The organism is Calidifontimicrobium sp. SYSU G02091, from assembly GCF_022631395.1.
GTDB lineage: Bacteria > Pseudomonadota > Gammaproteobacteria > Burkholderiales > Burkholderiaceae_C > Calidifontimicrobium > Calidifontimicrobium sediminis.
On the sequence record NZ_JALBGB010000016.1, the window covers coordinates 15,872 to 30,431 of the forward strand.

Consider the following 14,560-nt stretch of genomic DNA (forward strand, 5'->3'; position numbering starts at 1 on the left):
TTCGTCCGTAGTCTCACGGGCATCCCTTCACGACCGTCCAAGGAGTGCCCGCACCATGAAGATCTCCCGCCGTTCCGTCACCGCCCTGGCCGCCGCCACCGCGCTCGGCGTGCCCGCCCTCGCGTTCGCGCAGCCCGCACCGATCAAGGTCGGCGTGCTGCACTCGCTGTCGGGCACGATGGCGATCTCCGAGACGGTGCTGAAGGACACGGTGCTGATGGCGATCGACGAGATCAACGCCAAGGGTGGCGTGCTCGGCCGCAAGCTCGAGGCGGTCGTCGTCGACCCGGCGAGCAACTGGCCGCTGTTCGCCGAGAAGGCGCGCCAGCTGCTGACGCAGGACAAGGTCGCGGTCGTGTTCGGCTGCTGGACCAGCGTCAGCCGCAAGAGCGTGCTGCCGGTGTTCGAGGAGCTCAACGGGCTGCTGTTCTACCCGGTGCAGTACGAGGGCGAGGAGATCTCGCGCAACGTGTTCTACACCGGCGCGGCGCCGAACCAGCAGGCGATTCCCGCCGTCGAGTACCTGATGAGCAAGGACGGCGGCGAGGCCAAGCGCTTCGTGCTGCTCGGCACCGACTACGTGTACCCGCGCACGACGAACAAGATCCTGCGCGCGTTCCTCAAGAGCAAGGGTGTCGCCGAAGCCGACATCATGGAGGAGTACACGCCGTTCGGCCACAGCGACTACCAGTCGATCATCGCGAAGATCAAGAAGTTCGCGAGCGAGGGCAAGAAGACGGTGGTCGTCTCGACGATCAACGGCGACTCGAACGTGCCGTTCTACAAGGAGCTCGGCAACCAGGGCCTGAAGGCCACCGACGTGCCGGTGGTCGCGTTCTCGGTCGGCGAGGAGGAACTGCGCGGCGTCGATACCAAGCCGCTGGTCGGGCATCTCGCGGCGTGGAACTACTTCATGAGCCTGAAGAACCCGACGAACGATGCCTTCATCAAGCGCTGGAGCGACTACGCGAAGGCCAAGAACATTCCCGGCCACAAGGACCGCCCGCTGACCAACGACCCGATGGAGGCGACCTACATCGGCGTGCACATGTGGGCGCAGGCCGTCGAAAAGGCCAAGAGCACCGACGTCGACAAGGTGCGCGTCGCGATGGCCGGCCAGACCTTCAACGCGCCGAGCGGCTTCGTCGCGAAGATGGACGAGAAGAACCACCACCTGCACAAGCCGGTGTTCATCGGCGAGGTGCGCGCCGACGGCCAGTTCAACGTCGTCTGGAAGACGCCGGGCCCGGTGCGTGCGCAGCCGTGGAGCCCGTACATCGCCGGCAACGAGAAGAAGAAGGACGAGCCGGCCCGCATGGCGCAGGCCAAGTGACCGTGCGAGCGGTGCCGTGCCGGCGTGCGATCGCGGTCGCGACGCCCGGCGCGGTACCGCGTCGCGGCCGCGGGTGAATCCGCGGCCGCGTCCGCCGACCCCGATGACCCGTTTCGCGCCGCGTTCGTCCCGCCCGATGCCGATCCTCTGTCGCCTGCTGCGCTGGTCGCTCGTCCTGAGCCTGTGGACGGCGGCGCTCGCGCACGCGCTGACGGCCGAGCAGGCGCGTGTGATCGCCGCCGGCGACAGCACCGACGAGCGCGTCGCTGCGCTGCAGGCCGCCGCGGTGCGGTCCGACCCGGCGCTGGCGACGCTCGTGCAGGCGATGCTCGACGGCTACGTGCGCGTGGCCGGCGACCGCGTGTTCGTGCTGCGCGACGGTGCGGCCTTCGACGCCGTCACCGGTGCCGCGGCGACGCTGCCCGCCGACGCGCAGGACGTGACGATCAACAACCGGCTGCGGCGCGAGCTGCAGGCCGCACAGGCCGCGCTGCAGCTGTTCTCGCCCGAGCGGCACGAGCGCGCGCAGGCCATCGAGCGTCTGCGCCGCGACGCCGACGCGTCGCGGCTGCCGCTGCTCGAGCGCGCCGCCGCCGCCGAGACCGACGCCGCACTGAAGGCGCAGCTCGAAGGGCTGCAGGCGGCGATCCTCGTCGCCGCGCCCGACCGCGCGCAGCGCCTGGCCGCCGCCGAGCGGCTCGCCGCGAGCGGCCACCCGGCCACGCGCGCACTGCTGCTCGAGCGCCTCGCGCCCGGCGTCGAGCCCGACGCCGCGGTGCGCGACGCGTTGCGCGCCGCGCTGCGCCAGGTCGAGTCGCGCCTCGCGTGGGGCGAGCGGCTGGGCGTGCTGTTCACCGGCATCAGCCTCGGCTCGATCCTGCTGCTCGTCGCGCTCGGGCTCGCGATCACCTACGGGCTGCTCGGCGTCATCAACATGGCGCACGGCGAGCTGATGATGATCGGCGCCTACGCGACCTACGTCGTGCAGAACCTGTTCCGCCAGTACCTGCCCGGGTGGTTCGACGGGTACGTCGTCGCCGCGATCCCCGTCGCGTTCCTCGCCGCCGCCGGCGTCGGCGCGCTGCTCGAGCGCGGCGTGATCCGCTGGCTCTACGGCCGCCCCCTCGAGACGCTGCTCGCGACCTGGGGCATCAGCCTGATCCTGATGCAGTCGGTGCGCTCGATGTTCGGCGCACAGAACGTGCCGCTCGAAAACCCGTCGTGGATGAGCGGCGGCCTCGCGGTGCTGCCGAACCTGACGCTGCCGTACAACCGGCTCGCGATCGTCGTCTTCGCGCTGCTCGTGCTCGCCGGCGTCGCGCTGCTGATCGCGAAGACGCGGCTGGGCCTGTTCGTGCGCGGCGTGACGCAGAACCGCCGCATGGCCGCGTGCGTGGGCGTCAACACCGCGCGCGTCGACACGCTGGCCTTCGCGCTCGGCGCCGGCATCGCGGGCCTGGCCGGCTGTGCGCTGAGCCAGATCGGCAACGTCGGCCCCGACCTCGGCCAGCAGTACATCGTCGACTCGTTCCTCGTCGTCGTGCTCGGCGGCGTCGGTCAGCTCGCCGGCACCGTGGTCGCCGCGCTCGGGCTGGGTGTGCTCAACAAGGTGCTCGAGGGCTGGGCCGGCGCCGTGCTGGCGAAGATCATGGTGCTGCTGTTCATCGTCGTCTTCATCCAGAAGCGGCCGCAGGGCCTCTTCGCGATGAAGGGCCGCAGTGCCGAGGCATGAGGGCCCGACGATGAGCGCCGTCCTGCCCCCCGCCGCGATCCCGCGCCCGCGCGCCGGCCTGCTGCTCGGCGCCAAGGGCTGGAGCGGCGTGATGGCTGCGCTCGTCACCGTCACCGTGCTCGTGCCGGTGCTCAACCTCGCGGTGCCGCCCGACAGCGTCTGGCACCTCGGCGACTACTGGGTGTCGCTGGTCGGCAAGATCATGTGCTACGCAATCTGCGCGCTGGCGATGGACCTGATCTGGGGCTACACCGGCATCCTGTCGCTCGGCCACGGCCTGTTCTTCGCGCTCGGCGGCTACGCGATGGGCATGTACCTGATGCGCCAGATCGGCCGCGAGGGGCAGTACCAGTCGGACCTGCCCGACTTCATGGTCTTCCTCGACTGGAAGGCGCTGCCGTGGCACTGGACCTTCAGCGACAGCTTCGTGTTCCAGGTGGCGATGGTCGTGCTCGTGCCGGGGTTGCTCGCGTTCGTGTTCGGCTGGTTCGCGTTCCGCTCGCGCATCAAGGGCGTGTACTTCTCGATCATCACGCAGGCGATGACGTACGCCGCGATGCTGCTGTTCTTCCGCAACGAGACCGGCTTCGGCGGCAACAACGGCTTTACCGACTTCAAGCGCATCCTGGGCATCCCGATCGCGACGCCGACGACGCGCATGGCGCTGTTCGTGATCACCGGTCTGACGCTGATCGGCTTCTACCTGCTCGCGCGCGCGATCGTCCACAGCCGCTACGGCCGCGTGCTGCAGGCGATCCGCGACGCCGAGAGCCGCGTGATGTTCAGCGGCTACGACCCGATCGCCTACAAGCTCAGCATCTGGACGCTCAGCGCCGTGATGTGCGGCGTGGCCGGGGCGCTCTACGTGCCGCAGGTGGGCATCATCAACCCGAGCGAGATGAGCCCGGCGGCGTCGATCGAGATCGCGATCTGGACCGCGGTCGGCGGGCGCGCGACGCTGATCGGGCCGATCGTCGGCGCCTTCTTCGTCAACGGCGCGAAGAGCTGGTTCACGCAGGCGTTCCCCGAGTACTGGCTGTACTTCCTCGGCGCGCTGTTCATCGCGGTGACCTTGTTCCTGCCGCAGGGCATCGTCGGCCTGTTCCGCCGCACACGGGAGACGCGCTCGTGACGCCCGACCTGATGGAGCAGGGCGCGCAGCGACTCGCCGCTTGGCGGGCGAAGCAGCAGGCCGCGCCGTCGGGCGGGCGCGATGCCTCTTTTGGCCGGCAGCTCGTGCCCGGCGAGCCCGACTTCGCGCACGGTGTGGCGCTGTACGTCGACGACGTCACCGTCAGCTTCGACGGCTTCAAGGCGCTCGACGCGCTGACGCTGGCGATCGACGTCGGCGAGCTGCGCTGCATCATCGGGCCGAACGGCGCCGGCAAGACGACGATGATGGACGTCATCACCGGCAAGACGAAACCCGATGCCGGCCGCGTGAGCTTCGGCAGCAACATCGACCTGCTGCGGCTGCGCGAGAACGAGATCGCGCAGATCGGCATCGGGCGCAAGTTCCAGAAGCCCACCGTCTACGAGGACCTCAGCGTGTTCGAGAACCTCGAGCTCGCGCTGAAGGCCGACCGCCGCGTGCGCGCGAGTCTGTTCTCGCGCCTCACGGGCGAGCAGCTCGACCGCCTCGGCGCCGTGCTCGAGCGCATCCACCTGAAGGGCGAGGCGCAGCGCACCGCCGGGCTGCTCAGCCATGGGCAGAAGCAGTGGCTCGAGATCGGCATGCTGCTCGTGCAGGACCCGAAGCTGCTGCTGCTCGACGAGCCGGTGGCCGGCATGACCGACGAGGAGACCGAACGCACGGCCGAGCTGTTCCTGTCGCTCGAGGGCGAGCACTCGCTCGTCGTCGTCGAGCACGACATGAAGTTCGTCGAGCAGCTGACCGAAGGCCGCAAGAAGGTCACCGTGCTGCACGAGGGCCGCGTGCTCGCCGAGGGGCGGCTCGCCGACGTGCAGGCCAACGAGCAGGTCGTCGAAGTCTATTTGGGCCGCTAGCGCGATGCTGAAGGTCGAGGGCCTGAACCAGTACTACGGCGGCAGCCACATCCTGCGCAACGTGTCGTTCGACGCGGCGCTCGGCGAGGTCACCGTCGTGCTCGGGCGCAACGGCGTCGGCAAGACGACGCTGCTCAAGAGCCTGATGGGCGTCGTGCCGGTGAAGACCGGCGCGATCACGCTCGTCGGGCGCGACGTCACGCGCGCGACGCCGTACGAGCGTGTGCGCGCCGGCGTCGGCTACGTGCCGCAGGGGCGCGAGATCTTCGGCCGGCTCACGGTCGAGGAGAACCTGCGCATGGGGCTGGCCACGCGCAGCGCCGGCACACCGATCCCCACCGAGCTGTTCGAGCTGTTTCCGGTGCTCGCGCAGATGCGCCACCGTCGCGGCGGCGACCTCTCCGGCGGGCAGCAGCAGCAGCTCGCGATTGCGCGCGCGCTCGCCGCGGGCCCGAAGCTGCTGCTGCTCGACGAGCCCACCGAGGGCATCCAGCCGAGCATCATCAAGGACATCGGCCGCGTGATCCGCATGCTCGCCGACCGCAAGACGATGGCCATCGTGCTCGTCGAGCAGTACTACGACTTCGCCGCCGAGCTCGCCGACCAGTACCTCGTGATGGAGCGCGGCGAGGTCGTCGCGCGCGGGCGCGGTGCGACGATGGAGGCCGACGGCGTGCGGCGGCTGATGGCGATCTGAGCCCGCGCCGGGCGGCTCAGGCCTCGTGCCCGAGTGGCTCGGTTACCGCCCCGGCTTCGACGGGCGCCTCGTCGGACGGTCGCTCCATGAACCACGCGCGCGCCTCGTCGCCCGGCATCGGCCGCGCGAACAGGTAGCCCTGCACCTCGTCGCAGCCGTGCCGGTGCAGGAACGCGAGCTGCTCGGCGGTCTCGACGCCTTCGGCGATGACGCGCAGCTGCAGGTGGTGCGCCAGTCCGACGATGGCCGCGACGATCGCTGCGTCGTCGGGGTCGTCGGCGACGTCGCGCACGAACGACGCGTCGACCTTCAGCCGGTCGACCGGGAAGCGCTTCAGGTACGACAGCGACGAATAGCCGGTGCCGAAGTCGTCGATCGACAGGCCCACGCCGAGCGACTTCAGCCGCTGCATCGTCTGCAGGTCGGCCTGCCGGTCGACCAGGATCGACTCGGTGATCTCGAGCTCGAGCCGCGCGGGGTCGAGCCCGGTGGCGGCGAGCGCGCGCTGCACGACGTCGTCGAGATGCGGGTGGCGGAACTGCCGCGCCGACAGGTTGACCGACACGCCCGGCGGGCGCGCGCCGCGCCGGGGCAGCCGCGCCGCCCAGCGGCAGGCCTCGGCGAGCACCCACTCGCCGACCTCGACGATCAGCCCCGTCTCCTCGAGGATCGGGATGAAGACGGCCGGCGAGACGGAACCCAGCCGCGCGTTGCGCCAGCGCAGCAGCGCCTCGAAGCCGATGACCTCGCCGCCGTCGATCGCGACCTTGGGCTGGTAGTGCACCGCGAACTCGCCGCGCGCGAGCGCACCGCGCAGCTCGTTGCCGAGCTCGAGGCGCTGCTGCGCGCGCGCGCTGATCGCCTGCGTGAAGAACTCGTAGCCGCAGCGGCCGTTCTCCTTCGCGCGGTACATCGCCGCGTCGGCGTTCATCAGCAGCGCGTCGGCGCTGTCGCCGTCGCGCGGGTACAGCGCGATGCCGACGCTGGCGGTGACGTAGACCTCGCGCTCGCCGAGCCGGTACGGCCGCGACGACTGCTCGAGCACCTTGGCCGCGACGTGCACCGCGTCCTCGTCCCTCGTGAGTCCCTCGGCGATCACGGTGAACTCGTCGCCGCCGAGCCGGCAGACGGTGTCGCTGATGCGAACCGCGGCGCGCAGCCGCGCGCCGACCTGCCGCAGCAGCTCGTCACCGGCGGCATGGCCGAGCGAGTCGTTGACGTGCTTGAAGTTGTCGAGGTCGACGAACAGCAGCGCGACGCGCTGCTGCTGGCGGTTGGCCGTGTGCAGCGCGTGTGCGAGGCGGTCGCGGAACAGCGTTCGGTTCGGCAGCCCGGTGACGGGGTCGAAGTTGGCGAGGAACGCCAGCCGGTCTTCGTTGCGCTTGCGCTCGGTGACGTCGATCGCGACGCCGATCGCGCCGTTGACGCCGCCGCCGGCGTCGCGCAGCGGCGAGTAGTGCGTCTCGAACACCACGCGGCCGATCTGCCACGTGCACGCGAAGGCCTCGCCGGCGAGCACGCGGCGCGTGTCGGCGACGACGTCCGGAAACTCCCGGTAGAGCTCGAACACCGACTGGCCGACGACTTCGCCGGGCCGGCGCCCCAGCGCCTGGAGCCCCTTGCCCTCCGACAGCACGAAGCGGCCGTCGGCGTCGAGCATCCACAGCACGACCGGCAGGCCCTCGATGACGCGGCGCAGCGTCTCCTCGCTGCGGTGCAGCGCGTGCAGCGTGCGCTCGCGCTCGGTCACGTCCATCACGGTGCCGATCATGCGCAGCGGCCGGCCCTCGCCGTCGAACAGGACCTCGGCGTTCTCGCGCACGACGCGCAGCCCGCCGCCGGGCAGCACGACGCGGTGCGTGAGGTCGTAGGGCTCGCCGGCGGCCAGCGCGCGGCGCACCGCGGCGTCGACGCGCGCACGGTCGTCGGCGTGGACGCGCTCGAGGAAGGCCCCGTAGCTGGCGGCGAAGCACTCGGGGTCGACACCGAAGATGCGGTAGATCTCGGGGGACCACTCCAGCCGGTTCTCGGCGATGCGCCAATCCCAGTGGCCCAGCCCGGCGATACGCTGCGCGCGCACGAGCCGGTCCTGTGCCTCGGCCATCCGTGCCGCCTGGGCCTGCAGCGCTGCGGCGTGGGCGCGGATCTGGCGGTTCTTGCGCAGCACGACGACGAGCGACGCCGCCAGCGACAGCACGAGCGTGCCGGCCAGCGCGTACAGCACGAGGACGATTTCGTGCTGGTAGCGCTGCACCAGGCTCGGCAGCGGGCGCAGGACCGTCGCACGCGCGGCGATCCCCGGCGGCAGCGCGAAGCCCCAGCGCTGCAGCTCGTGCGCGTCGAACAGGTACTCGTTCGGGCTCGCCTCGATGGGGGGCAGGTCGCGCAGCGGCTGGCCCGCGAGGTGCTGCACGAGGAGCTGCGCCGCGGCGCGGCCCTGCGCGGTGCCGCTCGTCACGTAGCCGCCGAGCACTCCCGGCAGCAGGTAGACGTCTTCCATGCTGATGACGGCGTGACGTCCGAGCGCGGTGATCGCCGCGATGCTCTCGCGCAGCGTCAGCGGCGTGCCGTCGGCGCCGGTGAGTGCGCCCAGCGTCGTCAGGAACAGGAAGCGCTCATGGCCGGCCTGCACGCCGGCCAGCAGCGCGTCGAGCCGGCGCTCGGCGACGAAGCGCACGCGCACACCGGGGTACGCGGCGAGCTGTGCGCGGATCTCGCGCTCGATCGCGCGGTAGGTCTCGGAGGCGTCGCCGACGACGACGACGTCCGATGCGTCCGGCGCGACGAGCCGCATCAGCTCCAGGTTCGGGCCGATCTCCTTGCGCTCGAACACGCCGGTCACGCGGTCGGGGTCCAGACGCGCGCGCGCCGAGACATCGTTCACGCCCGAGAACACGACCGGCGTGTTCGGGAACACGCGCCGCAGGTGCTCGAGCGCGAACACGAACGCGTTGTCGTCGGTCACGTAGACGGCGGCCGGCGCGTAGCCGCGGTACTTCTCGCTCAGGTGGTCGGCCACGCGCTGCGCGTAGGCCGCGTCGTACGGCACGCGCTTGGTGTCGAGGTACTCGGCGCGCACCTCGTAGGCGTGGGCCGCGTCGGCGGCCAGCCCGGCGAGGAAGCCCTCGTGCTGCCGCCGCGTCCACGGGTACTCCTGACTGTAGGAGTGCAGCACGAACACGTCGCGCGGCCGCGCGGCCTGCGCGTCGGGCGCCGCCGCCAGGCCCGCCCACGCCGCGAGCGCCAGCACCGCGACGCGCAGCCAGCGGGCGGTGCGGGCGAAGACTCCGATCCCCATCCGCGCGGTATCGGCCGCTGTGGCGGGGGCTTGATGGCGGCCGCTGCCTCAGCGGCGACTTGCCGCTGCAGGGTGTGCAGCGTTGCCGGGCTGCGGGCGGCAGCCGGGCGCCGGCGCCCGCGGGGCGGGGCGCGCCCCGGTCGCCGCCTCGGTCACGTCTTCGCGCCGCCCCCGCGCCGCAGCAGCGCCCACAGCGCGATCGCGCCGAAGGTCGCGGTGCCGATGCCGCCGAGCGCGAAGTCGCCGAACTTCAGCGTGTAGTCGCCGGTGCCCAGCACCAGCGTGATTGCGGCGACGACGAGGTTGCGGTTGTCGGAGAAGTCGACGCGGTTGTCGACCCAGATCTTGGCGCCGGCCACCGCGATCAGGCCGAAGACGACGATCGACACGCCGCCCATCACCGCGAGCGGGATGGCCTGGATCAGCGCACCGAACTTGGGGCTGAAGCCGAGCGCGATCGCGATCAGCGCGGCGACGACGAAGATCGCCGTCGAGTAGATCCGCGTGGCCGCCATCACGCCGATGTTCTCGGCGTAGGTCGTCACGCCGGTACCGCCCGAGGCGCCCGAGGCGATCGTCGCAAGCCCGTCGCCGACGAAGGCGCGGCCCATCACCGGGTCGAGGTTGCGCCCCGTCATCGCGCTGACGGCCTTGATGTGGCCCAGGTTCTCGGCCACCAGGATGATCGCCACCGGCGCGATCAGCAGAATCGCCTTCGCGTCGAACACCGGCGCGGCGAAGGTCGGCGCGCCGAACCACGCCGCGCGGGCCACGCCCGAGAAGTCGATCGGCTTGCCCAGCCCGAGACCGTTGGTCAGCACCGCGTAGACGACGCTGGCCACGATCAGGCCCACCAGGATCAGCAGCCGCTGCGTCATGCCGCGCGTGAACACCGCGACCAGCGCGACGCAGACGAAGGTGACGCCCTGCATCCACGCGTCGAACGGCGTCGGCGCCATGTTCTTGATCGGGATGCCCGCGAGGTTCAGCCCGATCACGGCCACCACGGCACCGGTGACCACCGGCGGCATCAGCGTCTCGATCCACTTGGTGCCGGTGGCCATCACGGCCAGCCCGATCAGCGTGTAGAGCACGCCGCAGGCGACGATGCCGCCGAGCGCGACGCCCAGGTTGGCGTTGGGCCCCGAGCCGGCGTAGCCGGTGGCTGCGATCACGACGCCGATGAACGCGAAGCTCGAGCCCAGGTAGCTCGGCACCCGGCCGCCGACGACGAAGAAGAAGATCAGCGTGCCGATGCCGCTCATCAGGATCGCGACGTTGGGGTCGAACCCCATCAGGATCGGTGCGAGCACGGTGGCGCCGAACATCGCGATCACGTGCTGCACGCCCATCGCCGCGGTCTGCGGCCACGGCAGCCGCTCGTCGGGCGCGACGACGGCGCCCGGCGCGGGGCGCACCTCGCGCCAGCTCAGCAACGAACTCATCGGGATTCCTCCTCGGCAACGGTGTGAGTGTTGTGCGGCGCGCGAGTCTAGCCGCGGACGCGGGCCGGCACTGGGGTGTCGCAGCACCGTCGACTCGAAGCAAGCCATGGGCCGGGGCGATACGATCGCTGGCCATGGACGGTGCCGACTTGCTGCCGAACGTGCACCGCGGCCGGCATCGGCCCGCGGCGGTGCCGGCATCTCGTCGCCGGCCGCGCCGAGGCCCGGGTTGGGCACGCGTGCTCGCCGTGGCGGCTTTCGGCTTTGCGCTCTCGGCGCCGGGTCGAGCCGACGACGCGGCATGGCCGGTGGCCGGTGAGCAGGGGCTGGTGCGCTACGTCATCGTGCCGGCGGAGCGGGTGCGCGACCGTGCCGCCTACGCGCGCCAGATCGAGCGCCTGTGCGCGCAGCGGGCGACCTGCTTCGTCAATTTCTACGCCAACCCCGGCGGCGCGCCGCTTACGGTGCCGCTGCCCGCCGCCATCGAAGCCGAAGCCACCGCGGTGTACCGCCGCTCGGGCAAGCAGCAGGCCGAGCGCTTCCTGTGGAGCTGCCGCCTGCAGCTGGGCGCCGAGCCCTGCTTCTGATGCGCCCCGCCTGCGGCCGGGGCAAGCGGCCTCGGCCGTTGCGCGCCGCGCCGGGCGCTTCAGTCGACCCACTCGGCGCGCACGATGCGCCACTCCTGCGGCCCGTTCAGATTGCGCGAGCAGCCCAGCGGCTCCGGGTCCGCGCCGGGGCGCAGCACGGTGCGCGAACGATCGCCGGTGCCGACGCCCATGAAGTAGCGGTCCAGCCACACGCGCAGCGTGCGCGTCGGGTGCGTGTTGCGCACCTGGATCTGCACGCCGTTGCGCGTCACGCAGGTGCCGGTGGGCTCTTCGACGAACTGCACGTGGCGGCGCGCGTCGTCGTCGGCGTGCGCCGCGGCGGTCAGCCAGGCGGCGAGCAGTGCGGCGGCCGCACGCCGCGCCGGCGCTCGCCACGGGGGTGAGGGACGAAGGGTCATCGGGGCAAGCTCCTGCAAGTGGGCCGACCGCGCGTCAGGGGCGATCGCCGTCGTTGGCATGCACGCGGATCGTCTGCGTCGCCATGTGCACCTCGACGAGGAAGAAGCCCAGCCCGACGACGAGCGCCAGCGTCGAGCCGGTGAACAGCACGCCCTCGAGCCAGCGCAGCGGCAGGTCGAGCAGTTCCTCGAGGAACAGCGTGGCGATGACCATGCACACGAGCAGCGCCGCCAGCGTGCAGGCCGTGATCGCGGTGCTGGCGAGCCGGCGGCGGCGCTCCAGGCCCTTGAGCTCGGTGACGAGCGCCGCTTCGTCGAGGCCGGTGGCATCGAGCGGCCGCTCCTTGAGCCGCCGCCCGCGGTCGATGATGCGGCCGAGCCGCCCGGCCATCACGTTGAGCATGCCGGCGATGCCGGTGAGCAGGAACGCCGGCGCCAGCGCGAGCTGGATCGCGTGGACGACATCGGGGGCGGGACTGCCGAGCGAGATCACGGGCAAGCGGCGCACGCGGCGGGCGCGTGAGGAAAGGCGACGCACGCCATTGTCAACCGTCCGACGCATCGCCGTGCGGGACGCCCGGCGCGCGGCCTCGCGCGGGATGCGCCAACGACCGGTGCGGGGCACGGGGGCGACTCGCCAGCGGCGCTGACGCGGTCAGGTTCGCCACACCCGCGGCGCGTGCGCTTCGCGCTGCCACGCGATCCGGCGCCATGCGGCCCACACGTCGTGCATACGGGCCAGCGCCGGCTCGACGCGCGCCGCCAGCAGGCGCAGCACGACGACGTGGTCGTTGGGTGCGGTCGCGCCCTGCATCGGCGTCGCGTGGGTGTCGCGCCGGCGCGCAGCGTCGAGCAAGGTCTCGCGCCGCGCCGCGTCGATCGGCGTGCCGGCGGCGAACCACAGCGTCGCGAGCACGCGGTGGCCGGCCAGGCCCAGCGGCCCGTCGAGCAGGCGGCGGTCGTCGGCGGCGATGCGGCCGCGTTCGAGCCAGCGGCCGGGCACCTCGAGGTGCTGCAGCACGTGGCCGCGCTCGAACGGCTCGCCGGCGGCGGGCAGGCCGAGCGCGAGCAGGTCGCAGCCGATCATCTCGGCGCCCTCGGCCAGCACGAAGCGCAAGACGTTCTCGGCGCGGCAGCCGCTGTAGGCGATCGTCTCCAGCGGCAGCCACTCGAGGCGGCCGCCGGCGTCCACCGTGGCGTCGACGTGCTGCTGCGCCGGCGTGCCGCGGCTGCGGTAGAAGCGCGTCGCGCCCGGTGTCGTGACGAGGGCGTGCGCGCCGGGCGCCACGTGCAGCGTCACGTCGAGCCGGTCACCGCCGACGAGGCCGCCGGGCGGGTGCACCAGCACGTGGTGGCACACGCCGGGGCCTTCGGGGTGCAGCGCCTTGAGCACGCGCAGCGGCCCGTCGTGGCGGTCGCGCGCGACGGTGCGCTCGCCGTCGCGGCGGTAGTGCAGGTGCAGGCGGCCGTGCCAGCGCGGTGCATCCGGCGTGGGCGCGGCGCCGGCGTGTGCGGGCGGGGCGTTCGGGGCGTGGGCGGTCAACGGGGAGATTGTCGGCGACCCCCCGGCCCGTTGCCGGCCTGGGCCGCTGCCACTGCGTTCAGGCGGCCGCGCGCACCGATGGTGTCGGGCCGGCCTGGGGCTCGCGCGCGTTGAGCAGCAGGTTCAGCAGTACCGCGGCGAAGGTGCCGAGCAGGATCCCGTTGGAGAGGAACTTCGCCGCCAGGGGCGGCAGCTGGGCGAAGAACTTGTCGGCCACCAGCGGGATCATGCCCAACGCCAGGCTGATCGCGACGACGTAGCCGTTCTTGCGGTTGTGCACGAAGTCGACGTGGCCGAGGATGCGGATGCCGGTGGCCGCGACCATACCGAACATCACGAGCGCCGCGCCGCCGAGCACATACTGCGGGATCGACGCGGCCAGCACGGCCAGCTTGGGCAGGCTGCCGAGCACGATCAGGATCACGCCAGCGGCCACGCACACCCAGCGGCTGCGCACGCCGGTGACCTGCACCAGGCCGATGTTCTGCGTGTACGAGGTGTAGGTGAAGGTGTTGAACACGCCGCCGACGATCGCGCCGACGCCGTCGGCGCGCAGCCCGCGCGCGATGTCGTCGGTGCCGATCTTCTTGCCGACAACCTCGCCGAGCGCGAGGAACTGGCCCACACCCTCGATCATGATGACGATCATCACCACGCACAGCGACACGGCAGTCATCAGGTCGAACGTCGGCCAGCCGAAGTGGAACGGCGTAATCGGCTGCAGCCAGGCGGCCGTGCCCAGCCCGGCGAAATCCACCTTGCCCAGCGCCAGTGCGACGGCAAAGCCCGCGCCGATGCCGATCAGCACGGCGACGTTGGCCAGGAACCCGCGGCAGGTCGCAATGACGAGCAGGATCGTCGCCAGCACGCTGGCCGCGATACCCAGGTGCAGCGGCACGCCGTAGTTCGGGTTGGGCACCGGTCCGTTCGGCCCCATGACGGTCGGGCTGCCGCCAGCGGCCCAGTTGATGCCCACCCGCATCAGCGAAATGCCGATCACCAGCACGACGGTGCCGGTGACCACCGGTGGAAAGAAGCGCACCAGCCGCCCGACGTAGGGCGCGGCCAGCAGCGTGAAGACGCCGGCGACGATCACGCCACCGAACACCGCCGGCAGCCCCAGCTCGGGGTTCGAACCGGTGGCGATGATCGGTGCGATCGCGGTGAAGGTCACCCCCATCATCATCGGCAGCCGGATGCCGACCTTGCCGATGCCCAGACTCTGGATGATGGTGACCAGACCACAGCAGAACAGGTCCGCGGCGATCAGGAACGCGATCGCGTCTTTCGGCAGCTTCAGCGCACCGCCGACGATCAGCGGCACGGCGATCGCGCCGGCATACATCACCAGCACGTGCTGCAGACCCAGCGTGGCGAGCCGGGGCAGGGGCAGCACTTCGTCGACGGGATGGATCGTGCGCCCGCCGGGCGCGGTGGTCGTGGTCATCGCATGTCTCCTCTGTCGTGCAGGCAAAGCATCCCCGACCCGGCCTCTCGTG

The 14,560-nt window shown here is 71.6% G+C and carries 12 protein-coding genes; 6 read left to right on the top strand and 6 right to left on the bottom strand.

Translation table 11 applies throughout. The annotated features are described in order from the left end of the window. Nucleotides 1-55: 55 nt before the first annotated feature. The 5 genes from urtA (at nucleotide 56) to urtE (ending at nucleotide 5,769) form a co-directional block, all read left to right on the top strand. Nucleotides 56-1,333, top strand: coding sequence for an urea ABC transporter substrate-binding protein (urtA, locus tag MOJ79_RS11135; RefSeq protein WP_241924214.1), 1,278 nt, complete (start codon nucleotides 56-58; stop codon nucleotides 1,331-1,333). Nucleotides 1,334-1,469: 136 nt separating this feature from the next. Next, a complete protein-coding gene (urtB, locus tag MOJ79_RS11140; protein ID WP_241924215.1) occupies nucleotides 1,470-3,065 on the top strand; it encodes an urea ABC transporter permease subunit UrtB in 1,596 nt (531 codons plus the stop codon). Between the two features lie 10 nt (nucleotides 3,066-3,075). After that, a complete protein-coding gene (gene urtC / locus MOJ79_RS11145; RefSeq protein ID WP_241924216.1) occupies nucleotides 3,076-4,197 on the top strand; it encodes an urea ABC transporter permease subunit UrtC in 1,122 nt (373 codons plus the stop codon). Further along, nucleotides 4,194-5,072 carry an urea ABC transporter ATP-binding protein UrtD gene (gene urtD, locus MOJ79_RS11150; RefSeq protein WP_241924217.1) on the top strand — a complete coding sequence of 293 codons (879 nt, stop codon included), beginning with the start codon at nucleotides 4,194-4,196 and terminating at the stop codon, nucleotides 5,070-5,072. The genes urtC and urtD overlap by 4 nt, the downstream gene beginning before the upstream one ends. Nucleotides 5,073-5,076: 4 nt before the next feature. After that, the gene (gene urtE, locus MOJ79_RS11155; protein ID WP_241924218.1) at nucleotides 5,077-5,769 is read left to right on the top strand and encodes an urea ABC transporter ATP-binding subunit UrtE; all 693 of its coding nucleotides are present in this window, start codon (nucleotides 5,077-5,079) and stop codon (nucleotides 5,767-5,769) included. A 16-nt stretch (nucleotides 5,770-5,785) separates the two neighbouring features. Here urtE and MOJ79_RS11160 read toward each other — a convergent pair whose 3' ends face one another. Both MOJ79_RS11160 and MOJ79_RS11165 read right to left on the bottom strand, forming a co-directional pair. Continuing rightward, complete coding sequence (locus MOJ79_RS11160; RefSeq protein ID WP_241924219.1) at nucleotides 5,786-9,067, bottom strand: EAL domain-containing protein; 3,282 nt, start codon at nucleotides 9,065-9,067, stop codon at nucleotides 5,786-5,788. Nucleotides 9,068-9,219: 152 nt separating this feature from the next. After that, complete coding sequence (locus MOJ79_RS11165) at nucleotides 9,220-10,512, bottom strand: solute carrier family 23 protein (protein WP_241924220.1); 1,293 nt, start codon at nucleotides 10,510-10,512, stop codon at nucleotides 9,220-9,222. Nucleotides 10,513-10,751: 239 nt separating this feature from the next. Here MOJ79_RS11165 and MOJ79_RS11170 point away from each other — a divergent pair, with 239 nt between their 5' ends. Then, on the top strand, nucleotides 10,752-11,099 hold the full coding sequence (locus MOJ79_RS11170; RefSeq protein WP_241924221.1) for a hypothetical protein: 348 nt from the start codon (nucleotides 10,752-10,754) through the stop codon (nucleotides 11,097-11,099). A 59-nt stretch (nucleotides 11,100-11,158) separates the two neighbouring features. Here MOJ79_RS11170 and MOJ79_RS11175 read toward each other — a convergent pair whose 3' ends face one another. From MOJ79_RS11175 to MOJ79_RS11190, 4 genes are all read right to left on the bottom strand, one after another. Then, nucleotides 11,159-11,518 (bottom strand): hypothetical protein, encoded by a 360-nt coding sequence (locus tag MOJ79_RS11175; protein ID WP_241924222.1) that lies wholly within the window; start codon nucleotides 11,516-11,518, stop codon nucleotides 11,159-11,161. Between the two features lie 34 nt (nucleotides 11,519-11,552). Further along, a complete protein-coding gene (locus MOJ79_RS11180) occupies nucleotides 11,553-12,026 on the bottom strand; it encodes a DUF2721 domain-containing protein (protein ID WP_241924223.1) in 474 nt (157 codons plus the stop codon). Nucleotides 12,027-12,173: 147 nt separating this feature from the next. Next, nucleotides 12,174-12,980 (bottom strand): urease accessory protein UreD, encoded by an 807-nt coding sequence (locus MOJ79_RS11185; protein WP_241924275.1) that lies wholly within the window; start codon nucleotides 12,978-12,980, stop codon nucleotides 12,174-12,176. Between the two features lie 139 nt (nucleotides 12,981-13,119). Beyond that, the gene (locus MOJ79_RS11190) at nucleotides 13,120-14,508 is read right to left on the bottom strand and encodes a nucleobase:cation symporter-2 family protein (protein WP_241924224.1); all 1,389 of its coding nucleotides are present in this window, start codon (nucleotides 14,506-14,508) and stop codon (nucleotides 13,120-13,122) included. Between the last annotated feature and the right edge of the window lie 52 nt (nucleotides 14,509-14,560).